General features: G+C 38.6%; 22 protein-coding genes, 2 tRNA genes and 3 rRNA genes. 26 read left to right on the top strand and 1 reads right to left on the bottom strand.

Features of this window, described 5'->3' with window-relative positions; translation table 11 throughout:
- Window positions 1-17 precede the first annotated feature (17 nt).
- The 10 genes from IPM14_09935 to IPM14_09890 all read left to right on the top strand — a co-directional run bounded on the left by IPM14_09935 (window position 18) and on the right by IPM14_09890 (window position 8,021).
- Window positions 18-617 (top strand): transposase, encoded by a 600-nt coding sequence (locus tag IPM14_09935; GenBank protein MBK9098411.1) that lies wholly within the window; start codon window positions 18-20, stop codon window positions 615-617.
- 14 nt (window positions 618-631) lie between these two features.
- On the top strand, window positions 632-1,015 hold the full coding sequence (gene crcB, locus IPM14_09930) for a fluoride efflux transporter CrcB (protein ID MBK9098410.1): 384 nt from the start codon (window positions 632-634) through the stop codon (window positions 1,013-1,015).
- Between the two features lies 1 nt (window position 1,016).
- Window positions 1,017-1,370, top strand: a complete 354-nt coding sequence (locus IPM14_09925) for a DUF190 domain-containing protein (protein ID MBK9098409.1) — start codon at window positions 1,017-1,019, stop codon at window positions 1,368-1,370.
- A 42-nt stretch (window positions 1,371-1,412) separates the two neighbouring features.
- Window positions 1,413-1,889: a hypothetical protein gene (locus IPM14_09920; protein MBK9098408.1), complete on the top strand. Its 477-nt coding sequence runs from the start codon at window positions 1,413-1,415 to the stop codon at window positions 1,887-1,889.
- A 253-nt stretch (window positions 1,890-2,142) separates the two neighbouring features.
- On the top strand, window positions 2,143-2,442 hold the full coding sequence (locus IPM14_09915; GenBank protein ID MBK9098407.1) for a hypothetical protein: 300 nt from the start codon (window positions 2,143-2,145) through the stop codon (window positions 2,440-2,442).
- A gap of 797 nt (window positions 2,443-3,239) precedes the next feature.
- The gene (locus IPM14_09910; GenBank protein MBK9098406.1) at window positions 3,240-4,034 is read left to right on the top strand and encodes a hypothetical protein; all 795 of its coding nucleotides are present in this window, start codon (window positions 3,240-3,242) and stop codon (window positions 4,032-4,034) included.
- A 181-nt stretch (window positions 4,035-4,215) separates the two neighbouring features.
- On the top strand, window positions 4,216-4,743 hold the full coding sequence (locus IPM14_09905; protein ID MBK9098405.1) for a hypothetical protein: 528 nt from the start codon (window positions 4,216-4,218) through the stop codon (window positions 4,741-4,743).
- 272 nt (window positions 4,744-5,015) lie between these two features.
- Entirely contained in the window at window positions 5,016-5,498 is a 483-nt protein-coding gene (locus IPM14_09900) for a hypothetical protein (GenBank protein MBK9098404.1), read from the top strand.
- Between the two features lie 205 nt (window positions 5,499-5,703).
- Entirely contained in the window at window positions 5,704-7,140 is a 1,437-nt protein-coding gene (gene dnaB, locus IPM14_09895; GenBank protein MBK9098403.1) for a replicative DNA helicase, read from the top strand.
- Between the two features lie 32 nt (window positions 7,141-7,172).
- Window positions 7,173-8,021 (top strand): DUF1460 domain-containing protein, encoded by an 849-nt coding sequence (locus tag IPM14_09890; protein ID MBK9098402.1) that lies wholly within the window; start codon window positions 7,173-7,175, stop codon window positions 8,019-8,021.
- Between the two features lie 29 nt (window positions 8,022-8,050).
- Here IPM14_09890 and IPM14_09885 read toward each other — a convergent pair whose 3' ends face one another.
- Entirely contained in the window at window positions 8,051-8,938 is an 888-nt protein-coding gene (locus tag IPM14_09885; GenBank protein MBK9098401.1) for an NAD(P)-dependent oxidoreductase, read from the bottom strand.
- Between the two features lie 130 nt (window positions 8,939-9,068).
- Between IPM14_09885 and IPM14_09880 the strand changes: the two genes are divergently transcribed.
- From IPM14_09880 to IPM14_09805, 16 genes are all read left to right on the top strand, one after another.
- Window positions 9,069-9,800 (top strand): hypothetical protein, encoded by a 732-nt coding sequence (locus IPM14_09880; protein ID MBK9098400.1) that lies wholly within the window; start codon window positions 9,069-9,071, stop codon window positions 9,798-9,800.
- Window position 9,801: 1 nt separating this feature from the next.
- Complete coding sequence (rfbB, locus tag IPM14_09875; protein MBK9098399.1) at window positions 9,802-10,815, top strand: dTDP-glucose 4,6-dehydratase; 1,014 nt, start codon at window positions 9,802-9,804, stop codon at window positions 10,813-10,815.
- Between the two features lie 26 nt (window positions 10,816-10,841).
- Window positions 10,842-12,284, top strand: a complete 1,443-nt coding sequence (locus IPM14_09870; GenBank protein ID MBK9098398.1) for an SLBB domain-containing protein — start codon at window positions 10,842-10,844, stop codon at window positions 12,282-12,284.
- Window positions 12,285-12,552: 268 nt separating this feature from the next.
- A 16S ribosomal RNA gene (locus IPM14_09865) occupies window positions 12,553-14,087 on the top strand.
- 139 nt (window positions 14,088-14,226) lie between these two features.
- Window positions 14,227-14,300, top strand: a tRNA-Ile gene (locus tag IPM14_09860).
- A gap of 53 nt (window positions 14,301-14,353) precedes the next feature.
- Window positions 14,354-14,426: transfer RNA gene (locus tag IPM14_09855), tRNA-Ala, on the top strand.
- A 136-nt stretch (window positions 14,427-14,562) separates the two neighbouring features.
- Window positions 14,563-17,567, top strand: a 23S ribosomal RNA gene (locus IPM14_09850).
- Window positions 17,568-17,682: 115 nt separating this feature from the next.
- Window positions 17,683-17,799 (top strand): 5S ribosomal RNA (gene rrf, locus IPM14_09845).
- The 16S, 23S and 5S rRNA genes sit together here with 2 tRNA genes alongside, the layout of an rRNA operon.
- A gap of 92 nt (window positions 17,800-17,891) precedes the next feature.
- Window positions 17,892-20,330, top strand: a complete 2,439-nt coding sequence (locus tag IPM14_09840; protein ID MBK9098397.1) for a heavy metal translocating P-type ATPase metal-binding domain-containing protein — start codon at window positions 17,892-17,894, stop codon at window positions 20,328-20,330.
- A complete protein-coding gene (gene ccoS / locus IPM14_09835; GenBank protein MBK9098396.1) occupies window positions 20,321-20,503 on the top strand; it encodes a cbb3-type cytochrome oxidase assembly protein CcoS in 183 nt (60 codons plus the stop codon). Before IPM14_09840 ends, ccoS begins: the two co-directional genes overlap by 10 nt.
- 11 nt (window positions 20,504-20,514) lie before the next feature.
- On the top strand, window positions 20,515-22,641 hold the full coding sequence (gene ccoN / locus IPM14_09830; GenBank protein ID MBK9098395.1) for a cytochrome-c oxidase, cbb3-type subunit I: 2,127 nt from the start codon (window positions 20,515-20,517) through the stop codon (window positions 22,639-22,641).
- A 1-nt stretch (window position 22,642) separates the two neighbouring features.
- The gene (locus tag IPM14_09825) at window positions 22,643-22,846 is read left to right on the top strand and encodes a cbb3-type cytochrome c oxidase subunit 3 (protein ID MBK9098394.1); all 204 of its coding nucleotides are present in this window, start codon (window positions 22,643-22,645) and stop codon (window positions 22,844-22,846) included.
- Window positions 22,836-23,654, top strand: coding sequence for a c-type cytochrome (locus IPM14_09820; protein ID MBK9098393.1), 819 nt, complete (start codon window positions 22,836-22,838; stop codon window positions 23,652-23,654). Before IPM14_09825 ends, IPM14_09820 begins: the two co-directional genes overlap by 11 nt.
- 149 nt (window positions 23,655-23,803) lie before the next feature.
- Complete coding sequence (ccoG, locus tag IPM14_09815) at window positions 23,804-25,252, top strand: cytochrome c oxidase accessory protein CcoG (GenBank protein MBK9098392.1); 1,449 nt, start codon at window positions 23,804-23,806, stop codon at window positions 25,250-25,252.
- Entirely contained in the window at window positions 25,239-25,709 is a 471-nt protein-coding gene (locus tag IPM14_09810) for a FixH family protein (protein MBK9098391.1), read from the top strand. The genes ccoG and IPM14_09810 overlap by 14 nt, the downstream gene beginning before the upstream one ends.
- A gap of 102 nt (window positions 25,710-25,811) precedes the next feature.
- Complete coding sequence (locus IPM14_09805; GenBank protein MBK9098390.1) at window positions 25,812-26,525, top strand: sulfite exporter TauE/SafE family protein; 714 nt, start codon at window positions 25,812-25,814, stop codon at window positions 26,523-26,525.
- The last annotated feature ends 152 nt before the right edge of the window (window positions 26,526-26,677 follow it).

Genomic DNA, 26,677 nt, shown 5'->3' with positions numbered 1-26,677 from the left:
TTTTTCAACTAATCATAATGAATAATGACAAGCCAAAAAATCAGCGTCGGTCAATCAGATTAAAAGAATTTGATTATTCTACTCCTTGGTGGTATTATGTTACAGTTTGTACATATGAAAGAAAATATTTGTTCGGGAAAATCGTTAAAGGCAAGATGGTTCTGAACGAATTCGGAAAGATTGTTGAGGTTGAATGGTTAAAAACAAAAGAAATCAGGAATAATGTTGATTTGGATTATTATGTTATAATGCCAAATCATTTACATGGAAATATAATAATAAACGGTAGGGGCGAATTGAATTCGCCCCAAGGAATGAATTTAAGACTAGAATTGAATTCAACCGGTAATAATGAATCGAGGCGTATACAATACGCCCCTACAAATGATAAATTTAAATCTCCATCGCAATCATTGGGTGCGATTATCAGAGGATTCAAATCTGCAGTAACAAAACGTATCAGAGAATTAACAAAAAATACTGAATTAAAAATCTGGCAGAGAAATTATTATGAGCACATAATCCGAAATGAAGTCGATTTACAGAACATCAGAAATTATATTGAACTTAACCCGCTCAAATGGGAGTTGGATGAATATTACAAACCTTTGAGATAAATCTGAAAAGGAAAATGAAGTTATATATAATTGTCGCAGTTGGTTCAGGACTTGGTGGAATGCTCAGATATTTTATTTCAGACTTTGTTCAAAGAAGCTCGACTTCGTTATTTCCTTATGGAACGCTAGCGGTAAACATTATCGGAAGCTTCATCATCGGTCTGGTTTTATTTTATTTCGATTCGCTGAAACTTATTTCCTCTGAAATGAGACTCTTCCTTACTGTTGGTCTCTGCGGCGGCCTTACAACTTTCTCCACTTTCTCTTATGAAACAGTAAAACTTTTTCAGGATTCAGAATTTCTTCTTGCCGGTGCCAATATTCTGCTGAACGTTATTCTTACAATGATTGCTGTTTATCTGGCTTATATTTTATCAAAAATTATTATCGGAGGGTGAAATGCATATCGAAGGTGAAGCAAAATTATTACGAATATTCGTTGGTGAATCCGATAAAATAAATCACGTTCCGGTTTATGAAAAGATTGTCCTCGACGCACGCAAAGCAGGATTAGCAGGTGCAACTGTAACAAAAGGAATTATGGGATTTGGTGCTTCCAGCAGAATACATACTACCAAAGTGCTGAGACTCTCCGAAGATTTACCATTGGTAATCGAAATTGTTGATGAAGAAAAAAAGATTGAAGAATTCATTCCGGTATTGAACGGTATTTTTGAAGAAGCAAACTTCGGCGGGATGATCACGATGGAGAAAGCAAGTATTATTCAGTACAAGATCGCCGGTAAAAAGTAAGCGAGAAATTTTGATTCAGGACTTTTTTATCAACTAAGACAGATGATAAGTGGATCACCAATAATAAGGGATATCGATGCTGTTCAGCGGTTAAGAAAATTGCTGGTGATTAATTATACACTGCCGCCGGCAGCAGCGGGAATATTCTTTTTGGGTCAACACGTTCTTACTTTTCTTAAAATTTCTAACCCGGTATTCGTTATACTAATTTTGGTCGCCATAAGTCCTCCTGTTTTGGTCACACCATTTATTGTTTATGTTCTATATAGAGAAAAGCGATATGGATGGCTGGCTTCGTATTTCATAATAGTTATCATTCCCGTCATTTTATTTTTTATAATTTTTCAGGACGGTCTTGAATTTATGATCTGGATGCCCGTCTATTATATGGTACCATTTTACTTCTACAGTTTTATAATAAAATTCTCTGTTGATGAATGGATAAGAGAATACAACTGGAATCAGCAGCTAATCGAAGAAAGGAAAGATCAGGAAGAGAAGAAAAAAGAATTGCTTTAATAAATCCATCGTAGGGGCGAATTGAATTCGCCCCAGGATTTGAATTCAAATGGTGATAATGAATCAGGGCGTATGCTATACGCCCCTACAAAATTAATGTTTCATAGATCGAATTTTCGGTTTTATCCGTTTGTGGATAATCAAATTTCTGTAAGGGTAGATTAATTAACTTGATTCACTCCGCAATAAAAATATTTTAGCAATGAGATATTAAATGCAGTCAGGTAAAGAAATGAATCAAGGAGGATCTACGATGAAAAAAATATTTTATATCATCATCCTGCTCATCGGATTTTTGAGCTGCTCGGTGCAGGATCACGAGTATGAAAGCGAAGGAATAATAACCGGAATTGATAACCGCGAATGCAGCTGCTGCGGTGGTTACTTTATTGAAATAGCTGACAGCACTTACAGATTCGACACTGTTCCGCCAGGCAGCAATCTAAAACTCCACAATCCAAACTTCCCGATTCAGGTAAAACTCGACTGGCACGAAGACCCCAACGCCTGCCTTGGCGATGAAATAATTGTTGAACGAATAGAAGCTCAGTAATTCATTTTCGAAGATTTACGAATAGGGGTCTAAAGTTTCAGAGTGGCTTTCGGAACTTTACGAAAGGGGCTCTGAACAGTTAGAATAGCATTCTGGATTTTACGAATACGTGTTTTAAGCTTAAAAGTGGCATTCTGAATTTTCCGAATGGGACTTTGAGCTTTTAGGATGCCTTTCGTAATTTTCCGAATAGGACTCTGAACGTTTAGAATGGCATTCCGAAATTTGCGAATAGGGCTCTGAAGCTTTAGAATGGCATTTCCAAAACCGGAAATAGGACTTTAGTCGATTATGGTGGTATTTCTAAAATTGGAAATAGGGATCTAAAGCTTTAGGATGGCATTTCCAAAACTGGAAATAGGGCTTTAGTCGGTTAGAGTTGCATTTCCAAAGTTGGAAATAGGGCTCTGAAGCTTTAGGATGGCATTTCCAAAACTGGAAATAGGACTTTAATCGGTCAGAGTGGCATTTCCAAAGTTGGATAAGAAATTTGAAGAATTTGAAGGGTTTAGTTGAAATTAAAATGAAACCTGAATAAGTTTGAATCGTCTTTATTTGCTTACCCCGACATACAGCAAATCCAGAGGGGAAAATGTTAACCGATAAACATGGAATGACGGGATGAGAGATTTAAAAAAGAATGCTGGATAACACTTTTTAATATCAGGAATGATATGCCGCAAGAAGTTTTGAAAATAACAAATAATAAAAGTTTTAATTGGAATATAACCTTCTTGCTGCCAGAGTGTTATGCGGAAATTTGGCAGTATAAGTAATAGTTAGGCATTAAATTGAAATTGTATAAAATATTAAAAAAGGTTTCAATTATTCTCATTTCTACAATCATCTTTTTGGTGATGATATTATTTGTCATCGGGCGTTTTTTTAGTACAGTGTATTCAAGTAGTTCTGGATTTTCTGGTGAAAACTACAGTGTTTATTGTGGTATTGTATTCGAGTATAATTTAATTACTGATATAGGTTATGATCATACCCAATTTGGTTATATATCAAAGTTCAATGACAAATATGTCTTCAATAATTTGCCATTTTTAGCGAGCACAAAAAAAATCTTCCCAAAAGAATATTATAAAATACCTTGGGGTGATAGGGAATATCTAATTGAGGGAAAAATTATTCATCTATTCTGTAATTATATTAATTCGGGCCTTGCTAATATCAAGAGTAATCATGAATTTAATACCACTCGACCATTCTTAGTTAGCCACAATGATTCAAATGAAGAACCCACAGGAATACCCATTATGCCTGAAGAATATAAACATATGATTTTCGAGGAACCCATTGTTGCTGTGGTTGTGGAAAAATTTCCTGAAACGGTATCATTTAAAATAAATAAAGGTCAAAATGATAATCTGTTTTTAGGTTGTGAATTCTTTGATAAAGCGCACGGTCTATTTTATGAGATTATAGAAATGAATGATTCAACATCTATTTTGCAAGATGTAATGTTTTATCAGCGGAACGTTACTCATGAATCAATAGAAGATAGTGATTGGGAGGATTTTATGAATATTTACAATAGTTTAAAAATTGGAGAACAAGTAACCACTCAATTTGTGGAAAATTAATGCCTAACAAGCAACTCAACAAAGACGGCTTCATACAGGTCTTGGTATATGCAGTTTGAGTTGGTTCAGTAAGGAAAAGTTTTTAATAAATAAATAACATTGTCAGTTAAACAAAATATTAACAATAAAAACTTTGCAGCTGCTTGTTAGTTGCAACGCTGTTAGGCATAAGTAAAATTCAATGAAATTATTCAAATCAATTCTACTTTTATTTTTAAGTATTCTATTGATTAGTTGTGATTCTGGATATGAGATTAAAAACAATTTCTATTCACAACTTGAACAATGTTTCTATGATTTTCAAAAAAGTAGGAATATTCAAGAATTATCTTTCGAAAAGCTGACAAATTTTGATTGGGATTCTATGGCTGTAGCTCAAGGAGATGAAAGTATTGGATTGCCTAGTAATATAATTACAAACAAACTAGGTTTTGAATGCAAACCAATATCTACTGAGCAAAGTAGAATCTATTTTATTAAAAATGGCAGACCAGTTAAGATTGTAAATTTGCAAACAACATATCATAAGCCAGCAATTGAATTTGAACCTTGTAACTATGATTCAACAAGTGAAATTTTAATTTACTCAAAGAATGATTCAAGATTTTATGTGATGTCAAACTCTGATACTTACGAAGAAGGAACTATCTTTTTATCTCCTATTTGTAATGATATTCCAAATTGGATGATAGAAAAAACTAAAAAGTAATATCAAATTAAAATTATATTATGCCTAACCAGCGCCTCAACCCGACCGCCATTTTAGTTCGGCGATTTTATAATTTTTGGCGTTTAGTTTTTGTTCGGCATTTTGTTCTAAGTGTTCGTTCTAATTAATTAACTTGCCTTCGGTGCTTTGCTGACGCAAGATAAGCACCTACGGCTAAATATTTATCAGTTGTGTTTTACTCGGCTTCCTTGTTATGGGCGGCGGGTTAGGCGCAACGTCGTTAGCTGGATAAAAAATTAAAGGAGTATAAAATGAAAATAATTTATTTCCTTTTGTTTGCTGGGATTTTCTTAATTGCTTGCAATGAAGATAATTCAAGCGTTGGGATTAATGGTGTCAATACACAATTTAAGCTTTATGACAGTAATGGTGTTGAAAAAACAACCTTCAAAAGTGGTGATGATTTCGAGATGAGATTCTCGTTAGTGAATCTAAGTGGTAGAGATTTATCTTATCATTATACCGGAATACCAGTCTTTTTTGAAATTCATCAGAATGATTCCATTATTGCAACATCTGTTGATGGATTATCATTTCCCCAAGTTATTCTGGGTGATGAAGTAAAAAACGGTGGAATATTTAGAGATTATTGGATAGCGCCGAACTCATCAGCAAGAGATCCAAAATTAATTTTACCGGCAGGGAATTATAAAGCTTTTGTTAAAAATTATTGTTTCTTCGATAATGTTAAAATAAAAGAAACTAGTCCCGTAGAGTTTGTAATCACAAATTAATAATTCAACTAACCTATGCTTCTCCAAAGGAGTTCTATGGACGAGCTGACTGCGAGTTCGCATCCGGATTATAATTATTTAGAATAAAAACGCAAATAATTTTTCTTTCAATTGCTTCTTAGAAAAACATTTACGAATTTCCGAGTGTAATTAAAAAGAACTTAAAATCTTAATCCGGCAACTGCCGGATCTTTTTTCCTCATCAATGGCAAAAACAAGAAAAGCAAATAGCAACGGAAACGGGTTTGATAATTCAAATGCTTCCGATATAAAACCGCCGTCAGCACCTGAGATAGAAGCATCCGTTCTCGGTGCAATGATGATTGAGAAAGAAGCAGTGCCGAAAGCACTGGAGATGCTCTCGCCGGAAAGTTTTTATGTAAAATCTCATCGGATAATTTTCGAGGCGATGCAATCACTGTTCGATTCCGATGAACCGATTGATACGGTTACTCTCTACGAAGAATTAAAGAAGCGCGGCGAGCTCGAAGAAGCAGGCGGTGCAGTTTATCTCAGCAAGCTTTCGCAGAACATTCCTTCCGCAGCTAACATTGAATACCATGCAAAGATAATTCTTGAAAAACAAATATTGAGAGGATTGATAACAAGTGCTCACGAAATAGCAAAGAATGCGTACGAAGGTTCAGCAGATGCGTTTGATATTCTCGATGACGCCGAGCGAAGAATATTTGAAATAACAGAAAGTCATCTTTCAAAATCTTACCAGGGAATGGACAGAGCAGTTAGAGACGCAATGGAGTATATTGAAAGAATTCACTCATCAACTCAGCAAAAATTTTCCGTACCAACAGGATTTTATGAGCTTGATGAAATTCTCGGCGGACTTCAGAAATCTGATCTGGTAATTCTTGCGGCTCGTCCTTCAATTGGTAAAACAGCACTGGCTTTATCAATTGCTCGTAATGCTGCGATTGATCACAAAGTTCCGGTTGGAATTTTTAGTCTTGAAATGGCAACAATGCAGCTTATAATCAGAATGATTTGTGCTGAAGCGAGAATAAATGCTCATCTTGTAAGAACAGGAAAACTACCGCACTCAGAAGGGCCGAAGCTTAGCAAAACAGTTCATAAATTAACCGATGCACCAATTTATGTTGACGATACACCTGCCTCAACTGTTCTTGAAATAAGAGCGAAAGCCAGAAGATTAAAAGCTGAGAAAGGAATCGGACTTATTATTATTGACTATCTTCAGCTAATGACCGGACCAGCAAGTGCTGAATCAAGAGAAAGAGAAATCTCACACATCTCCCGTTCATTAAAATCACTTGCGAAAGAGCTGAATATTCCTGTGATGGCACTTGCACAGTTAAACCGAGCAGTTGAAGCACGATCGGATAAACGTCCGCAGCTTTCTGATTTAAGAGAGTCAGGCTCAATTGAACAGGATGCTGACGTTGTTATGTTTCTCAACCGACCTGAATATTACGGAATAGAAAAAGATGAAAATGGTGAGTCGCTTGAAGGTGTTGCAGAAGTTATCGTTGGTAAGCAGAGAAATGGTCCGACAGGAACAGTGAAGCTTGCATTTGTGAAAGAGTATGCACGGTTTGAAAATCTTGCACACGCACGTCAGCTTGAAGAATTCACTTCAATGCCGGTTGATGAAGATATTATTTAATCAATTAAAAATTAACAATTAAAAATTAAAAATTGATTCGCCTCACTTTTGCATTCCTTATATTCACTTTCTTTAATCTGCAAGCACAAATATTTTCTGAACAGGATGTTGAAGTTTGCAATTCAAAGTTTGAGTTAGCTGTTGAAAAGAATCTTGCTGAAAAACCAATCGCAGATATAATCGTTGAAATTGGAAAAAGTTTTATTGGAACAGATTATCTTGCTCACGGTTTGGAAAAAGATGGTGACGAACAGCTTGTAATAAATCTTACCGGACTTGACTGTACAACTTTTCTGGAAAACGCACTTGTTCTCGCACGGTGTGTAAAAGAAGGTAAAACGTCTTTCGAAGATTATGTGAGTGAACTTCAATTAATCCGTTATCGCGATGGAGTGATCGATCAGTATCCATCCCGTCTGCATTATTTTTCAGATTGGATATATGACAATGTGAAGAAGGGAATTGTAAAAGATGTTACTGAAGAAATTGGGGGTGAGAAGATAAAATTCAAAATTGATTTTATGTCAACTCATCCTGAGAGTTACAAACACTTGAAAGAAAATCCGGAGTTCATTTCTATTATTCAAAAACAAGAAAAAGAAATTAGCTGCAGAGAATATTATTTCATACCAAAAGATGAATTGGAATCTAAAGAAAATTTAATCCAAAATGGGGATTTGATAGCAATAACAACCACAGTTGAGGGATTGGACATCGGTCACGTAGGAATTGCTTTAAAAATGGATGATGGAAGAATATATTTGATGCATGCACCAACCGTAAACACTCGAGTTCACATTACAAAAGAACCACTTGCAGATTATCTTATGAAATACAAAAGACATTTAGGTGTGATCGTTTTGAGAGCTACCGAAAATTAGCCACGAACCTGACTGCCGTCAGGCAAGTTTCACGAATTGACACGAATAATTTCAGAAATATTTTCTTCAATGCTTCTTGATTTTAATCCGAGTAACTGAAGTTTTTCAGTGTTTAAAGAAACATCTTCAACTTTGGGAAAATTCGGAATTTCATCCATCGTAATTTTTTGAAGAAGATTTTTATCCAAGCCTGCAACCGAACACAGCATTTCCCCCAATTCATATCTCGAAACTCTATCTCTTCCTCCAAGATTTATAGTATCACCTTTTAAATCCATTGCTGTTAACTCTGTGATAATCTTCGCAGAATCAGCCAATGATATGGGAGTTCGGTACTGATCTATAAATAGTTTTGTTGGTTTACCGATTTTCAAATCATCATACATGGTTTGAAAATGACAGCGAGAATGATTTAAACCAATTCCATAAAGCAATGCTGTTCTAAGTATCAAATAATTATCAATTGATTCTTTCACTTTTGTTTCACCGACAAGTTTTGTCTCTGCATACAAAGTTGCAGGAATTAGTTTTGCATCTTCTTTCAGGAAAGAACCACGATAACCTGCATAAACAAGATCTGTGGAAATATAAATCATCTTAGATTTGTATTGACTGCATAGCTGCGCAATATTTCTAGTCGCAGTTACATTTGTATTAAAGTATTCTTTGGCTGACTGCTTTGTTTTCGGAACAGGATTAGTGATTGCTGCTGAGTGAATAACAATATCAGGTTTAACATTTTCAAATAATTTCTGTAGTTCATTTTCATTTAGTATATCAACAACTGTGTGTGAAAAGTCTTTACAATTACCGGGATTGTTTTTATATGTTGTGTGTAAATTGAACTTTCTTGAAATGGCGAGATTCAGGTATTGACCGAGCAATCCGCTCCCGCCTGTTAGTAATACTTTTTTCATTTATTATACTGAATTAGTGACTTATTCAAATCTGTTTGGATAAATAAATTTGCCAGTAATTTTAGAAACACTCATTCTTTGGAATTCCTAAAGCCCTTTGGTAAATTTATAAATTATTTAATGGAATTATATGTATAAAAAATTATTGATTGCCGGTCTTTTCTTAACGACTTCATTCGTTTATAGTCAATCCGGGCAATTTTTTGATGCACCGTTCGGAGGTGGAATTGGATATGTTCCTGCATGGTATATGCCGAATATCGATCCAGTAAACAATCAACTAAATCAAATTGGAATGGCAGAACTTTCAACAAGTGGTTTTTATTCATCAGGAATTGCCGGATATCTTTATGTTGGTTTTGTTAAGAATCTTCGTATTGGAGGAATGGGTTACGGAGGCTCAAAATCAGTTTCGGAAACAATAGATGATGTTAACAGAGAAGTGACTTACAATCTTGGAGGTGGTGGAGTTACACTTGAATACACACTTCCATTTATTAAAGATATCGGGGTTTCTGTAGGTGCGGCAATTGGTGCAGGAAATTTAGAAATAGATATGTACAGCAGTTCTGGTGAATTTACCTGGGAAGGTACCTGGGAAGAACTTGCTGATCCAAATATTAATTCAAATAGTTACTATCGAAAATTAAAGAACAGTTATTGGATGTTCACTCCGACTATAAATCTTGATTACCCGGTCTATCGATTCGTATCAATTAGGTTAGGTGCGGGTTATCAAATTACATTTGCGGATGACTGGACGGCAGATAACGATCAAAGTGTTTCTGGAATTCCATCCGACTTGAACGGCAATTCATTTTTTATACAATCAGGAATATTCATAGGATTTTTCTCTTTTTAATATGAAGAAAATTTTAGTTACCGGCGGAGCCGGATTTATTGGCAGCAATTTTATAAATCATATCTTAAAAAATCGCAGCGATGTTTTTATAGTTAATCTTGACAAACTTACTTATGCTGGAAATCTCAATAATCTTAAAGATGTTGAAAATCATCCCAACTATAGTTTCGTTAAGGGCGATATTGTAAATGATGAATTAGTCAGCTATCTCTTTCAGAAATATGAAATTACTCATGTCATAAATTTTGCGGCTGAGTCACACGTTGATAGAAGCATACTCGGCTCTGAAGTTTTTTTCAGAACAAACGTACTTGGCACAAACGTTCTTCTTGAAAATGCAAAAAGATTTGGTGTTGAAAAATTTGTTCAGATATCAACTGATGAAGTATACGGCAGTCTTGGTCCGGAGGGACAATTTGAAGAAACAACTCCGCTGCAGCCGAACAGTCCGTATGCTGCAAGTAAAGCTTCTGCAGATATGATGGCACTCGCTTTTCACCACACATATCATGTCCCGGTTGTAATTACCAGATGTTCTAATAATTATGGATTGTATCAATTCCCGGAAAAATTAATTCCACTGATGATAATAAATGCGATGAATAATAAAAAGCTTCCTGTTTATGGAGATGGAATGAATGTGCGTGATTGGATTTTTGTGATTGATCACAACAAAGCAGTTGAGCTTGTTTTGGAGAAGGGGAAAATTGGAGAGGTTTACAACATTGGTGCAAGCACGGAAAAACCTAACATCGAAATTGTAAAATTAATTCTAAAGCATTTGGGAAAATCCGAGGAGTTGATTCAATATGTGAAGGACAGACCTGGTCACGATAGAAGATATGCCATCAATTCTACAAAAATAAAAAATGAACTCAACTGGCAGCCAGACTTTTCTTTTGAATCTGCCATCAAGAACACCATTAATTGGTATTTAGAGAACGAGAAATGGTGGAAAGAAATAATATCCGGTGACTATCAGAACTATTATAAATTACAATATTCTTCCAGATAATACTGTGGAGAATGAGGTTTAATAAAATGAAAGCAGCTACTCTATTTTGTTTCCTGATGATTTTTGCTATGACAGCATATCCCCAATTTACTCAAGATACAAAAGTAAGCGGGGATGCATTTTCTGTTGGAAAGATTAGTGTGACAATTGGCGGAACATTCCCGATAAATGGAACTTATCCCGCTCTTGTTACAGACAGAGTAGATGAATTCATTACAAGAATGTATGCTGAAGCAGTTGACTTAACATTAAGAATTACTTCTGATCCTGAGATATACAGGAAATTAAAGGATGAACTATCGAATTATGCTTTGAGAGGAATAAGACTTAAACGTGCAAATGGTGAGGAGTTAATCGTCGATTTACAAAAATTCAGATTGAATGGAGATTTTTCAAATAATCCTTACCTTAAGAATGACGATGTCATCGTATTTCCTTCAAATGATGTGTCAAGAAATTTCTTTGCTGTTTCCGGAGTAGTAAATAGTCCGGGTACTTTTTTATTTGTGGAAGGCGATAAGTTAGGAGATGCACTCGAACTCGTTGATGGAATTAATCCTGCTTATGAAAATGTTGATAGTGTTGAAGTATCAAGACTTTCCTATGATGGCCAATCTCAAGTTATTTCCAAAATGAAAATTGATGGAGAATTTGAGATTCAGCGGGGTGATAGATTCAGATTTCTAGCACCAGAAACTCAAAGAAAAAACTATGCGGTTACTGTTATAGGTGAAGTTACTATGCCCGGCGTTATCCCAATCACAAAAAACAGCACAACACTTTATGAAGTACTAGAATCTTGTGGCTGGTTTACACCGGAAGCATCGTTGAAACGAGCGAGAGTTTATTCAGCGAACAGTCTTTCAAAGCTTTTAGAAAATCAATACAAGATTAAACTTGATGAACAGCCGGATCTCGAAGATCCAAAATATCGAAATATAATTTTGAACCTTGAACTAGCTCTGATGTATCGTATGTCAAATGTAGTAACGGATGATACAAACTATTTTAATTTGGAAAATCAATTAAGAGTACTAATTGAAGGAAGCTCTTTGGATTTTAGGAAAATTAAAGATCCGGAGTCAGATATTGCAAAGTATATTGTTCAGACTGGCGATGTAATTATTATTCCTCCGATCCAAAATTCAATTTATGTATTTGGACAGGTACTAAGACCTGGACATGTGACTTATATAGAAGGAAAAGATTATAACTATTACGTTAATGAAGCTAGCGGAATTGGTGAACTTGCAGAAGAGGATGAAATAATGGTAATTAAAGGAGGATCGAGGGCATGGATATCACCGTTACGAGAAGATGTAACAATCGAAGAAGGGGATTATATTTATGTGCCGAAAGAAAATTTACGCACATTAAGATCCTACATTCTTGAATATTCAGTGTATATGAGTTTACTGGCTAGTATAGCTGCTATTTTACTCTCGATAGTAACAATTATAAACAATTAACGTGACTTGACTTTGATGTATTAAAGAATATATTTGGAAGCCTTGTTTGAATGTTCTTTACTAACTGATGTCCCAATGATAAAAAATTGAAACGAAATTTTATTCTCATTCCTATTTGACTTTATTAAATAAAGAGATTAAATTTACAGCCCTTCATTTTTGAAGGTTTTATTTTGTTCTTTGAAAGAGTGAGTGCGTTTAATCTGTTAATTAAACGGTTTCAACAAAGCGTACAAATACACGCCAGATTACACAAGTATTAAACTCTACTACGGAGAGTTTGATCCTGGCTCAGGACGAACGCTGGCGGCGTGCTTAACACATGCAAGTCTACGAGAATAAGGTAGCAATATCTTTAGTAAAGTGGCGCACGGGTGAGTAACACGTAAGTAACCTACCTTTAGATTTGGAATAACCCCGAGAAATCGGGGCTAATACCGAATGATGCAGCGGCACCACATGGTGATGTTGTTAAAGTCTATACGACGTCTAAAGATGGGCTTGCGTCTGATTAGCTAGTTGGTGAGGTAACGGCCCACCAAGGCTACGATCAGTAGCTGGTCTGAGAGGATGATCAGCCACACTGGAACTGAGACACGGTCCAGACTCCTACGGGAGGCAGCAGTGAGGAATATTGGGCAATGCCCGAAAGGGTGACCCAGCAACGCCGCGTGGAGGATGAATGCCGTAAGGTTGTAAACTCCTGTTAGAGGGGAAGAATAATTCCGATCGACTCGGAAATTGACTGTACCCTCAGAGAAAGCCCCGGCTAACTACGTGCCAGCAGCCGCGGTAATACGTAGGGGGCAAGCGTTGTCCGGATTCACTGGGTGTAAAGGGCGCGCAGGCGGGTTAGCAAGTCAGAGGTGAAATCCTACAGCTTAACTGTAGAACTGCCTTTGAGACTGCTAATCTTGAGTACGGAAGAGAGAGATGGAATTCCAGGTGTAGTGGTGAAATACGTAGATATCTGGAAGAACACCAGTGGCGAAGGCGGTCTCTTGGTCCTATACTGACGCTAAGGCGCGAAAGCGTGGGGAGCAAACAGGATTAGATACCCTGGTAGTCCACGCTGTAAACGATGAATACTAGGTGTCGGATCGAAAGGTTCGGTACCGAAGCTAACGCATTAAGTATTCCACCTGGGGAGTACGATCGCAAGGTTGAAACTCAAAGGAATTGACGGGGGCCCGCACAAGCAGTGGAGCATGTGGTTTAATTCGATGCAACGCGAAGAACCTTACCTAGGCTTGAAATGCAATAGACCGGGTATGAAAGTACCCTTCCCTTCGGGGCTGTTGTACAGGTGCTGCATGGCTGTCGTCAGCTCGTGCCGTGAGGTGTTGGGTTAAGTCCCGCAACGAGCGCAACCCCTACCATTAGTTGCCATCAGGTAATGCTGAGCACTTTAATGGGACTGCCTACGCAAGTAGTGAGGAAGGTGGGGATGACGTCAAGTCCGCATGGCCCTTACGCCTAGGGCCACACACGTGCTACAATGGATACAACAACGGGCAGCGAAACCGCGAGGTGGAGCCAATCCCTCAAAAGTATCCTCAGTTCGGATTGGAGTCTGCAACTCGACTCCATGAAGTTGGAATTGCTAGTAATCGCGGATCAGCACGCCGCGGTGAATACGTTCCCGGGCCTTGTACACACCGCCCGTCAAGCCATGGAAGCCCGGGGGTACCCAAAGCCAGCGTCCTAACCGCAAGGAGGGAGCTGTTTAAGGTAAAACCGGTGACTGGGGCTAAGTCGTAACAAGGTAGCCGTACCGGAAGGTGCGGCTGGATCACCTCCTTTCTAAGAGTAATCCGGAACCGAAATTGACACTTACGTCTCACTCTTTTATTTTTTTTGTTCTTTAATTAGTGATGCTCAGGCCACAATTTCATCTTGAATTTTTTTTCGGGATGATTTTTTGTTGTCTAAGAAAATCAATGGGCCTGTAGCTCAGATGGTTAGAGCGCACGCCTGATAAGCGTGAGGTCAGTAGTTCAATTCTACTCAGGCCCACATAATGGGTGTGTTAAGATAACTATCACCCCAAAAAACTTTGATTAGTTTTTGGGGCTATAGCTCAACTGGGAGAGCGCCGCCCTTGCAAGGCGGAGGTTATCGGTTCGATCCCGATTAGCTCCACAAAGGTTAATTCCTTTAGATTGTTCTTTGAAAGATTGAAAGAGTAAAAATTAATTTCGAGATATTCGGAAAAAATTTTACTGAGCTTGTAAAAAAATATAGAGAATGCGAAATCTATCTGTTTATAAAAATTTTTGGTTAAGTTATTAAGGGCACACGGTGAATGCCTTGGTACGGATAGGCGATGAAGGACGCGACTACCTGCGATAAGCCACGGATAGGTGGAAATAACCTAAGACCCGTGGATTTCCGAATGGGGCAACCCGTCCCGAGTAATGTCGGGAAATCTGCAACTGAATCCATAGGTTGCAAGAAGCTAACCCGGGGAACTGAAACATCTAAGTACCCGGTGGAAGAAAAAACAATAGTGATTTCCTTAGTAGTGGCGAGCGAAATGGAAATAGCCTAAACTGTATGACGTGTTAAAGGAGGTAACCCTTGCGTCAACAGAGTTGCGGGGCTTGTTCGGGCTGAATTACCGATAAGCCGAAGAGTCAAAAATTATATTGCTAGCTGAAAGTTCTGGAAAGTTCTACCACAGAAGGTGATAGTCCTGTAAGCGAAAGTAATATAACTCTTTGGAACAAGATCCCAAGTACCGCGAAATAAGTGGAAGTTTGTGGGAATCTGCCAGAACCATCTGGTAAGGCTAAATACTCATCCGTAACCGATAGTGAACAAGTACCGTGAGGGAAAGGTGAAAAGAACTCCTTGTAGGAGAGTGAAATAGTACCTGAACCCGTGTGCTTACAAGCGGTTGGAGTCCCGATTTATCGGGATGACAGCGTGCCTTTTGGATAATGAGCCAACGAGTTACTCGTATGTTGCAAGGTTAATTCCCTTAGGGAAGCAGCCATAGCGAAAGCGAGTCCTAATCGGGCGATTGAAGTAACATGCGGTAGACGCGAAACCGGGTGATCTACCCTTGTCCAGGATGAAGTGAGGGTAAAACCTCATGGAGGTCCGAACTATTGCGGGTTGAAAACTGCTTGGATGAGATGAGGGTAGGGGTGAAAGGCCAATCAAACTCGGAAATAGCTCGTATTCCTCGAAATAGCTTTAGGGCTAGCCTCGATTAATAGTATGCAGGAGGTAGAGCACTGATTGGGCTAGGGCTGTCACAACGGTACCAAACCCAGACAAACTCCGAATTCCTGTCATATTTTTTTCGGGAGTCAGGCTGTGAGGGATAAGCTTCACGGCCAAGAGGGGAACAACCCAGACCACCAACTAAGGTCCCCAAATAATAGTTAACAGAGAAAGGATGTTAAGTTGCTTAGACAACTAGGATGTTGGCTTAGAAGCAGCCATTCATTTAAAGAGTGCGTAATAGCTCACTAGTCAAGCGACTTAGCGTCGACAATACACGGGACTTAAACTATTTACCGAAGTTGTGGGCTCCGATTTATCGGAGCGGTAGAGGAACATTCTATATGCATCGAAGGTTAACTGCGAGGTTAACTGGAGCGTATAGAAAAGCAAATGTTGGCATTAGTAACGATAATCTCGGTGCAAAACCGAGACGCCGAAAATCTAAGGTTTCCTGAGCAATGTTAGTCATCTCAGGGTTAGTCGGATCCTAAGCCGAGGCTGAAAGGCGTAGGTGATGGTAAACAGGTTAATATTCCTGTACCTGGTGAATTTCGTTCGACCGTAAGGAGGGACGCAGGAGTGAAGGTCAGCCGCCTGTTGGATTAGGCGGTCTAAGCAAGTAGGCTGAAAGCGTTGGCAAATCCGCGCTTTCTTAAGGCCGAGATGCAAACGGGAGTCCTTTGGACACAAACTGACCGTAATCATACTGCCGAGAAAATCTTCGTGCGGGAGAAATTTATCAGTCCGTACCGCAAACCGACACAGGTAGATGGGATGAGTATTCTAAGGCGCTCGAGTGAGCCGTGGTTAAGGAACTCGGCAAATTAACCCCGTAACTTCGGGAGAAGGGGTGCCTCTTGTAAGTGATGTCCTTCGCGGGCAAAGCTGAAAGAGGCCGCAGTGAAATGGCCCAAGCGACTGTTTAACAAAAACACATGTCTCTGCGAAGTCAATCAAGACGATGTATAGGGACTGACACCTGCCCGGTGCTGGAAGGTTAAGAGGAGAAGTTAGCCGCAAGGCGAAGCTTTGAATCGAAGCCCCAGTAAACGGCGGCCGTAACTATAACGGTCCTAAGGTAGCGAAATTCCTTGTCGGGTAAGTTCCGACCTGCACGAATGGTGTAACGATTTGGGCACTGTCTCAACCACGGGCTCGGTGAAATTGTGGTACCGGTGAAGACGCCGGTTACCCGCATATGGACGGAAAGACCCCGTGCACCTTTACTGCACCCTAATATTGGGTTCGGATAGGGCATGTGTAGCATAGGTGGGAGGCTTTGAAGCCGGGACGCTAGTTTCGGTGGAGCCAAAGGTGAAATACCACCCTTGTTTTATTTGGATTCTAACCTCGATCCTTGAATCAGGATTAGGAACAGTGTTAGGCGGGTAGTTTGACTGGGGCGGTCGCCTCCAAAAATGTAACGGAGGCTCTCAATGGTTCCCTCAGCATGGTTGGTAATCATGCGTCGAGTGTAAAGGCACAAGGGAGCTTGACTGCGAGACATACAGGTCGAGCAGGTGCGAAAGCAGGACTTAGTGATCCGACGGCTGCGAGTGGAAGTGCCGTCGCTCAAAGGATAAAAGGTACGCCGGGGATAACAGGCTGATCTTACCCAAGAGTTCATATCGACGGTAAGGTTTGGCACCTCGATGTCGGCTCATCGCATCCTGGGGCTGAAGAAGGTCCCAAGGGTTTGGCTGTTCGCCAATTAAAGCGGTACGTGAGCTGGGTTCAGAACGTCGTGAGACAGTTCGGTCCCTATCCTATGCGGGCGCAGGATACTTGAGAAGGGTCGCTTCTGGTAGAGAGGACCGAAGCGAACGTATCTCTAGTGCACCAATTGTCACGCCAGTGGCATCGTTGGGTAGCTATATACGGTTGTGATAAGCGCTGAAAGCATCTAAGCGCGAAGCACGCTTCAAGATTGGGTATCCCTTACGCAAGTAACTTAAGACTCCTCGGAGATTACGAGGTTGATAGGCTGCAGATGTAAGTTTAGTAATAAATTTAGTCGAGCAGTACTAATAAGTCGTGCGACTTAACCATTTATTTTTATAAACAGGTTACGTTTAACATTCTCAACAAGCTCTGCTCTTTCAATCTTCATTATTTTGATATGTCATTCCGTCCGCCTGAGGCGGATCGGAATCTCAATTTAGATTTTGGTGACTATAGCCTGGGTGATACACCTCTTCCCATTCCGAACAGAGAAGTTAAGACCCAGTACGCCGATGGTACTGCATGCGCAGGTGTGTGGGAGAGTAGGTAGTCGCCAGCTTTTATTTTAACCCCGTTCGCTTTGCGCTCGGGGTTTTTTTATTAAATAGTTTTGAAATATGGTTATATTTTCAACTGAAATATTTCATTGGAATGAGTAAAGAAAATAAAACCGAAACCAGTCTTAGCTGCTACCACTGCGGTGATGAATGTAAAGACGATTCAATAAGAATTGAAGAAAAGCTTTTCTGCTGTAACGGCTGCAAAACTGTTTACGAAATTTTTGATCAGAACAAGCTATGCAACTACTATAACCTTGAACAAAATCCCGGCATCTCACCAAATTTTAATTTTGGAAACCGGTTTGATTATCTTGATGATCCATCCACCATTCAAAAAATATTGGACTTCCAGGATGAAAATATTAGCAAGGCAACTTTTCACATTCCGCAGATGCATTGCAGTTCCTGCATCTGGCTTCTCGAAAATCTTTATAAGATGAATAGTTCTGTAACTCATTCACAGGTTGATTTTTTGAAGAAAGAACTTAGTGTAACATTCGTCCATGATAAAATCTCGCTAAAGAAATTAGTGAAGCTGCTTGCTTCGATTGGCTACGAACCTCAGATACTTCTTGAATCGGTTGAACAAAAAAATGAGAGCAAAGCTTCACAGACTCTCCATCTCAGGATTGGAGTTGCAGGTTTTTGTTTCTTGAATGTGATGCTCTTTTCCTTTCCTGAATATCTTGGGATAGATATTACTGATTCATTCCTCAGAACTTTTTTTATAACTCTTAATTTCATTCTTTCATTACCAGTCGTTTTCTTTTCCGGATGGGAATATTTTGGCTCTGCAATCAAAGGTCTCAAAAAGAAAATTATCAACATTGATTTTCCTATTTCACTTGGAATACTTGCTCTATTCGGCAGAAGCATGTACGAAGTAGCATCACAATCGGGGGTTGGCTATTTCGATTCTCTCACAGGATTAATTTTCTTTCTTCTAATTGGAAAATTTCTCCAGGAAAAAACTTATTCTTATCTCAACTTCGAAAGAAACTATAAATCATTCTTCCCATTGTCAGTAACAATTAAGCAAGATAGCAAAGAGAAATCAATACCGATAAACAAGCTGATGCTTGGTAACAGAATCATCGTTAGGAAAAATGAAATTATTCCCGCAGACTCAATTCTGTTTAACGGTGATGGGAGAATTGATTACAGTTTTGTTACAGGTGAATCCAAGCCGGTCAGCAAAGTCTCGGGAGAAATGATTTATGCGGGCGGTCGGCAGCTTGGCAGTGCGATTGAGCTGGAAGTAATCAGAGAAGTATCGCAAAGTTATCTGACTCAGCTCTGGAACAATGACATCTTCAATAAAAAAGCAGAGAGTTTCTTCACCAACTTTTCGAAAGTTATTAGCAAAAGGTTTACAATCTTTGTTTTGCTCACAGCTTTTATATCTGCAGGTTTTTGGCTGCCATCAAGTTTTGCAATTGCCGTTAATGTTTTTACTGCCGTGTTGATTGTAGCTTGTCCGTGTGCAATTGTTCTTTCCGTCCCATTCACCTTTGGAAATGCAATGAGGATTTTTGGAAGAAATAAATTTTATCTCCGCAACACTTCTGTTATTGAAGATCTCGGCAGAGTAGACTCAATTGTATTTGACAAAACTGGAACGATCACTCAGCTTGGTAAATCCGATCTTGTTTTTACAGGAGCTGTTCTAAATTCATTTCAGCAGAAAATGATTAAATCGCTTGTGCGTAATTCAACACATCCACTAAGTCTGAAAATTTATAATTCAATTGAAGCAGATGATTTTTTCCCTGTTACAAAGTTTGATGAAGTACTTGGACTTGGGATAACAGGAGTTGTTTACGGAAACTTGATTAAAGTCGGCTCAAAAGAATTTATTGATGAATCGTCAGTTAATCCATTTCCCAAACAATCATTCAATCATTCAATCATCCAATCGACAACGATTTTCGTTTCCGTAAACGATGAACTTCTTGGTTTCTTTACTGTAACTAATTCTTACCGCGAGGGAATCGGTGAAGTTGTTAAATCATTGAGTAAGCGATTCAGAATTTCATTACTCTCAGGTGACAATGAAGGAGAAAAATTTAATCTTCTCAAGTTTTTTAAAAATGAAGATGACTTATTATTCAACCAATCTCCTGAAGATAAGTTGAACTATGTTAAATCACTTCAATCTTCAAACAAAAAAGTTTTGATGGTTGGCGATGGACTAAATGATGCAGGTGCATTAAAGCAGAGCGATGTTGGAATTGCTGTGACAGAAGATATCAGCAGTTTCTCACCTGCTTGTGATGCAATAATGGATGCTTCAAATCTGCAGCTGCTCCCAAAATTCCTGAACTTTTCGCAATCGGCAATTAAAATAATTTATATTAGTTTTGTCATATCATTTTTCTATAATGTTGTCGGATTAAGTTTCGCTGTACAGGGAATGCTTTCACCACTCATTGCTGCAATATTAATGCCTCTCAGTTCGATTTCAGTTGTATTGTTTGCAACTGTTTCAACAAATCTGCTTGCAAAAAGGAGAGGTCTGCTATCTCAGTAATTGTTTTGTTGATTGGAATTAGTCTTTTAGTCGCAGTAGGATTTTTAATTGCTTTCGTGATTGCTGTTAGAAAAGGACAGTATAAAGATACTCACACACCTGCGATACGCGTTTTATTCGACAATGAAACTGAAGAAGAAAAAAAGAAAATAAATAATTCTGAATCCAAATAGAGGAATAGCTTATGCAATTGGAGAAATTCAGTTATGATAATGAGATAGTCCGCAAATTTACACTGGCGACTGTAATCTGGGGACTGGTTGGAATGCTTGTTGGACTTCTAATCGCTACACAGTTGTTTGCACCTGCACTAAATTTTAACATACCATTTCTTACTTTCGGAAGAATAAGACCGCTTCACACAAACGCAGTGATTTTTGCTTTTGTAGGTAATGCAATCTTTATGGGAGTTTATTATTCCCTGCAAAGATTGTGTAAAGCAAGAATGTTCAGCGATTTATTGAGCAATATTCATTTCTGGGGATGGCAATTAATTATTGTTGCTGCAGCAATTACTCTTCCAATGGGATTTACAACAAGCAAAGAGTATGCTGAGTTAGAATGGCCGATTGATATTGCAATTGCACTCGTTTGGATTGCATTCGGAATTAATATGTTTGGAACGATTATCAAGCGACGCGAAAAGCATATGTATGTAGCAATCTGGTTTTACATTGCAACCTGGGTTACCGTAACCGTTCTTCACGTTGTGAATTCACTCGAAGTCCCTGCCGGCTTTCTGAAAAGTTATCCAATATATGCCGGCGTTCAGGATGCACTTGTTCAATGGTGGTACGGACATAATGCAGTCGCTTTCTTTTTAACTACTCCTTATCTCGGATTGATGTATTACTTCCTCCCGAAAGCCGCAAACAGACCTGTCTACTCCTACAAGCTTTCAATAGTACACTTCTGGACTCTAGTTTTTCTTTATATCTGGGCAGGTCCTCATCATCTTCTTTATTCTGCTTTACCGGATTGGGCGCAATCTCTCGGAACAGTTTTTTCAATAATGCTGATTGCACCTTCATGGGGAGGAATGATTAACGGTCTGCTGACTCTTCGTGGTGCTTGGGACAGAGTGAGAGAAAATCCGATTCTGAAATTTATGGTAGTTGCAGTTACTGCTTACGGTATGGCAACATTTGAAGGTCCGATGCTTTCTCTTAAAAATGTAAATGCAATTGCACACTTCACCGATTGGATAATTTCACACGTCCACGTTGGCGCACTTGGCTGGAACGGTTTATTAACTTTCGGCATATTGTACTGGCTTGTTCCAAAACTCTGGAAAACAAACCTCTATTCAAAGAAACTCGCAAACTTCCATTTCTGGATTAGCTTTCTCGGGATAGTTTTTTATGCGTTCTCGATGTGGTTCTCCGGAATTACTCAATCATTAATGTGGAAGCAGTTTACTCCGCTTGGAGTTTTGCAGTATCCAAATTTCCTTGAAACAGTTTTACAAATTGTTCCTATGTACATAATAAGAATGATTGGCGGCTCGCTTTATTATGTTGGTGTTTGTGTGATGGTTTACAATTTATACAAAACAGCGAAGCAAGGTTCGTTTGCAAGAGAAGAACAGGCTGAAGCACCCGCACTCGAAAAGTTCAAAGATCCATTAAAGCGTGGAGTGATTCACAGATTTCTTGAAGGCAAACCAGCTTTGTTTATTTTGTTAACGTTTATTACCGTGATCACAGCTTCAGTATTTGAATTTGTTCCGATGTTCCTGGTTAAATCAAATGTCCCGACAATCGCTGCGGTTAAACCATACACTCCGCTTGAGTTGCAGGGTAGAGATATTTACATTCGTGAAGCCTGTAACAGTTGTCATTCGCAGTTAGTTCGTCCATTCAGAAGTGAAACAGAAAGATATGGCGAATATTCAAAAGCTGGCGAATATGTTTATGATCATCCGTTCTTGTGGGGATCAAAGCGAACCGGACCAGATCTTCATCGAATCGGAGGGAAGTACCCAAACCTCTGGCATTATCTGCATATGGAAAATCCGTCGAGCATGTCACCTGGTTCACTAATGCCTTCATATCAGTGGCTGTTGACTAACGATCTTGATATTTCAACAACTGAAACTAAAATTAATGTAATGCGAAGTATTGGTGTTCCGTATCCGGATGGTTTCGAAAAAACCGCTAACGGTGACTTACAGAATCAAGCTCAAATGATTGCGATGGATTTGCAAAATGCCGGCGCATCCGCTGAACCGAACAAAGAAATAATAGCTCTCATTGCATACCTGCAAAGATTGGGAATCGATATTAAATCATCACAGCAGGCAGGTAAATAATATGATTAAAGAAGTATTGCAATCAATTGAAGGTGTTGAGTTTTATACGATCGTTTCGATGATAATTTTAATTTTATTTTTCATCGGGATGACGATTTGGCTTTTCAAGACTGATAAAAACTATATCAAGCATATGAGTGAATTGCCTCTTAATGAAGAAAAAAGTGAAATTAAAAATTTTACAGGTGGAACAAATGAAGTATAAAAATCTTTTATCAATATTTGCTTTTGTTCTTTTATTCGTAAATAATGTATTTGCAGCGGGTGAATCTGATTTCCCTCCGAATTATTATGACACTGTCGCATTAATTCTACTTTTAGTAATAGTAATTTCATTACTAAGCATAATTTATTATGAAGGTAAACCGAAAGTTGTAAAAGAGAAGAAGGCATCAGTACTATCTAAATTAAATCAGATGCTTACTAAATCGACTCCCATTGAACGTGAAAAAGATATTATGTTCGAGCACGACTTTGATGGAATAAAGGAACTCGACAGCAAAATTCCACCATGGTTTTCCTGGCTTTTCATTCTGACGATAATTTTTGCCGCTTATTATATGATTGATTACCATATAATTGGGTCAGGACAGGTTCAACACGAAGAATATACTGAAGAAGTTCGCATTGCATCGCTGGAAAGAGAAGCTTTAATCAAATCCGGAGCTTTTGTGAATGAAGAGACCGTTAAACTTCTCACGGATGCAAATGAATTGAATGCCGGTAAAGCGATCTATGATGCCAATTGTATTGCATGTCATGCGACCGATGGAGGAGGAATTGTCGGACCAAACTTAACTGACGATTACTGGATACACGGCGGCGGGATTAAAAATGTATTTAAAGTAATTAAATATGGTGTTGTTGAAAAAGGAATGATTGCATGGCAGACACAGCTCAATCCGAACCAGATGCAGGAAGTTGCAAGTTATATTATAAGCTTACACGGTACAACCCCTGCAGCACCAAAACAGCCCGAAGGTGAAATCTGGAAAGAAGAAAAAGCTGAATAACGATTAATGAATACTTATGTCATTCCGGCGATACCGACTTCAGTCGGGAGAGGCCGGAATCTGAATCCTAATAATGTCCTCAGATTCTGGACAACCTGCCTGCCGGACAGGCAGGGCCAGAATGACTGAACTCTTTTATAATGCAGATAATGAACGAAGACACACTCGAACGACAGCTATACGATGAAGAAGCAGAAACATTCCGAAATCAATTAGCGACTGTTACTGATGATGGGAAACGTAAATGGGTCTATCCTAAAAAACCTTCCGGAAGATTTCACAGAGCACGAATAATTGTTTCGGCAATTCTTCTTTTAATTCTTATTCTGACTCCATTTCTAAAAGTAAACGGACAGCCGTTTATGCTTTTTGACTTCCTGAACAGAAAGTTTATTCTGTTCGGAGTTCTATTTGGTCCTCACGACTTTCATTTGCTTGTAATTGCAATGATCTCACTGATCGTTTTTGTGATTCTGTTTACTGCAGTGTTTGGCAGGATATTCTGCGGATGGGCTTGTCCTCAAACAATTTTTATGGAAATGGTCTTCCGCAATATTGAATACTGGATTGAGGGTGATTCAAAAGATCAGAGAAAATTAAAAGCTGCACCATGGACCGCGTCAAAATTTTTTAAGAAAACCATCAAACAGATTATTTTCTTTGCAATCGCATTTTTCATCTCGAATATCTTTCTGTCTTATATAATTGGAATGGATGAACTTCTAAAAATTGTAACTGATCCGCCATCAGAACATTTGCAGGGTTTGTTTGCGATTACTGTTTTCTCCGGGATATTTTATTTTGTCTTTTCGAATTTCAGAGAGCAAGCGTGTACAATTGTTTGTCCTTACGGAAGATTGCAGGGAGTTTTGCTTGACCGTGATTCAATTGTTATTGCTTACGATAACGTTCGCGGTGAACCAAGGAAAAAGTTTAAGAAAGATGAAGGATGGGAAAACCGCGGTGATTGCATCGAGTGTTACCAATGCGTTGAAGTTTGTCCAACCGGAATCGATATCCGCGATGGGATTCAACTCGAATGCGTGAACTGCACAGCCTGCATTGATGCTTGCGATGATATTATGGATAAAATTAATAAACCACGTGGACTCATTCGTTATGCATCTTTAAACTCGATTCAGAATAAAGCTAAGTGGAAATTTACATCGCGTGCAATTGGTTACTCTGCATTACTTACTGTTCTTATAACGGTTTTGGTAATTCTGCTTTTGAACAGAACAGATTTCAGTGCGACAGTTTTGAGAACAGCCGGACTTCTTTACCAGGAACAACCGAATAATAAGGTCAGCAATCTTTATGATTTGAATATGGTCAATAAAACTTTTAATGAAATTCCGGTAACACTAAAGCTGGAAAATATTGAAGGTGAATTGAAGCTAGTTGGAAATCAAATAGTAATGGAACCCCAGGGAAATGTTGATGCAAAGTTTTTAGTTCTTCTTCCCAAAGAAGAATTAACAAAAATGAGCACACCAATCGATATTGGAATTTACAGCGGCGACAAACTGATTAAAAAAGTATCGACATCATTTTTAGCTCCAATGAAAAAGAAAGATGAATCAGATGAAAAAGATTAGTTCGTCTAAAAATAGCCGAATAAATTGGGGGACAGGAATAGTTATCGGGATTATTGCTTTTGTTGTGATCAGTGTATCGATGACTGTAATTTTTATGACTCAGGATGTAAGTCTTGTTTCTGATAACTACTATGAGAAATCCCTCACCTATCAGGATGAAATTGATAAACAGAGCAGAACGCAATCTCTTGATGAGCAAGTAAAGATTAATTTTAACGGAGAAATAATTAATATTTTATTCCCGGTTGAATATTTGAATAAAAACATTTCGGGAGAAATTTATTTTTACCGGCCGTCAGATTCAAAATTAGATTTTAAATTGCCTTTGGATTTGAGTGAAGAAGGAAACCAAATGATATTAGTTAAAGATTTTGAAAAAGGATTTTGGCGAATGAAATTAAACTGGATGATGAATGGTAATGGATATTATAATGAAAGAGCAGTCACGATTCAATAAAACCATCAGTCATTCCTGCGAGCGTAGCGAGTCAGGAATCTGACACTTATAGCGCTCAGATTCCGGACAAGCCGGAATGACAAACACTCAGAAATAAAAACTATGTCACCAGAAATTTACGCAGCATTTTTAGTCGGATTAGTCGGAAGTTTGCATTGCATCGGTATGTGCGGACCGATTGCAATTGCATTACCTGTCCCTGATTCAAACAATCTCTCATTCTTCACCGGAAGAATTTTATATAATCTCGGCAGAGTAGTTACTTACGCTTTTCTCGGAGCTGTTCTTGGACTTGTCGGAAGTAAAATCGCACTCGCAGGTGCACAGCAGATTGTTTCAATTGTCCTTGGCATAGTCATCATTGTTGCCGTTCTTCTTCCCCAGAAATATAAAAACTATTTTGCTCAGCATCCTGTAATTCAAAAACTTGCGCATCCATTAAAATCAAATATTGGTGTTCTTTTTAAGAAAGGAACATTCTCTGCAATGTTTCTGATTGGAATACTAAACGGATTCCTTCCGTGCGGACTTGTTTACGTTGCATTAGCCGGAGCTATTGCGAGTGGTGATGCAATCTCCGGTGCTGCAGTTATGATTCTTTTCGGACTCGGAACAGTTCCTGCAATGTTTGTCGCATCAGTGTTCGGAAAATTTATCAACATCGGGATCCGGACTAAAATCAGAAAGGCTGTTCCGGTCCTGGCAATAATTCTCGGAGTAATATTTGTGTTGAGAGGAATGAATCTCGGAATACCGATGCTCAGTCCGAAAGTTTCCACTCACACCGAAGCTTCTTCAGAGATGGAGTGTCATTGATTCAGAAGGCTGAAGCGGAGGCAAAAGCGAAGAAATAATATCGATTATAAAATTCAATCAATCAAACAATCATCCAATCAATATTTTCCCATTCATCAATTTTTCCTTTTATTATTTTTCCAATTGGCTTAAGTTTAAACGAGTTAAATTAA

It is taken from the genome of bacterium (assembly GCA_016716565.1).
Classification (GTDB): Bacteria; Bacteroidota; Ignavibacteria; order Ignavibacteriales; family Ignavibacteriaceae; genus IGN2.
Note: the sequence above shows the minus strand (reverse complement) of the source record. Positions and strands in the feature narration are given on the sequence as shown.

What these genes read in the sequence shown, in the direction of transcription:
- IPM14_09935 (MBK9098411.1), top strand. Translation starts at nt 18, where the DNA reads ATGAATAATGACAAGCCAAAAAATCAGCGTCGGTCAATCAGATTAAAA.
- crcB (MBK9098410.1), top strand. Translation starts at nt 632, where the DNA reads ATGAAGTTATATATAATTGTCGCAGTTGGTTCAGGACTTGGTGGAATG.
- IPM14_09925 (MBK9098409.1), top strand. Translation starts at nt 1,017, where the DNA reads ATGCATATCGAAGGTGAAGCAAAATTATTACGAATATTCGTTGGTGAA.
- IPM14_09920 (MBK9098408.1), top strand. Translation starts at nt 1,413, where the DNA reads ATGATAAGTGGATCACCAATAATAAGGGATATCGATGCTGTTCAGCGG.
- IPM14_09915 (MBK9098407.1), top strand. Translation starts at nt 2,143, where the DNA reads ATGAAAAAAATATTTTATATCATCATCCTGCTCATCGGATTTTTGAGC.
- IPM14_09905 (MBK9098405.1), top strand. Translation starts at nt 4,216, where the DNA reads ATGAAATTATTCAAATCAATTCTACTTTTATTTTTAAGTATTCTATTG.
- IPM14_09900 (MBK9098404.1), top strand. Translation starts at nt 5,016, where the DNA reads ATGAAAATAATTTATTTCCTTTTGTTTGCTGGGATTTTCTTAATTGCT.
- dnaB (MBK9098403.1), top strand. Translation starts at nt 5,704, where the DNA reads ATGGCAAAAACAAGAAAAGCAAATAGCAACGGAAACGGGTTTGATAAT.
- IPM14_09885 (MBK9098401.1), bottom strand. Translation starts at nt 8,938, where the DNA reads ATGAAAAAAGTATTACTAACAGGCGGGAGCGGATTGCTCGGTCAATAC.
- IPM14_09880 (MBK9098400.1), top strand. Translation starts at nt 9,069, where the DNA reads ATGTATAAAAAATTATTGATTGCCGGTCTTTTCTTAACGACTTCATTC.
- rfbB (MBK9098399.1), top strand. Translation starts at nt 9,802, where the DNA reads ATGAAGAAAATTTTAGTTACCGGCGGAGCCGGATTTATTGGCAGCAAT.
- IPM14_09870 (MBK9098398.1), top strand. Translation starts at nt 10,842, where the DNA reads ATGAAAGCAGCTACTCTATTTTGTTTCCTGATGATTTTTGCTATGACA.
- IPM14_09840 (MBK9098397.1), top strand. Translation starts at nt 17,892, where the DNA reads ATGAGTAAAGAAAATAAAACCGAAACCAGTCTTAGCTGCTACCACTGC.
- ccoN (MBK9098395.1), top strand. Translation starts at nt 20,515, where the DNA reads ATGCAATTGGAGAAATTCAGTTATGATAATGAGATAGTCCGCAAATTT.
- IPM14_09825 (MBK9098394.1), top strand. Translation starts at nt 22,643, where the DNA reads ATGATTAAAGAAGTATTGCAATCAATTGAAGGTGTTGAGTTTTATACG.
- IPM14_09820 (MBK9098393.1), top strand. Translation starts at nt 22,836, where the DNA reads ATGAAGTATAAAAATCTTTTATCAATATTTGCTTTTGTTCTTTTATTC.
- ccoG (MBK9098392.1), top strand. Translation starts at nt 23,804, where the DNA reads ATGAACGAAGACACACTCGAACGACAGCTATACGATGAAGAAGCAGAA.
- IPM14_09810 (MBK9098391.1), top strand. Translation starts at nt 25,239, where the DNA reads ATGAAAAAGATTAGTTCGTCTAAAAATAGCCGAATAAATTGGGGGACA.
- IPM14_09805 (MBK9098390.1), top strand. Translation starts at nt 25,812, where the DNA reads ATGTCACCAGAAATTTACGCAGCATTTTTAGTCGGATTAGTCGGAAGT.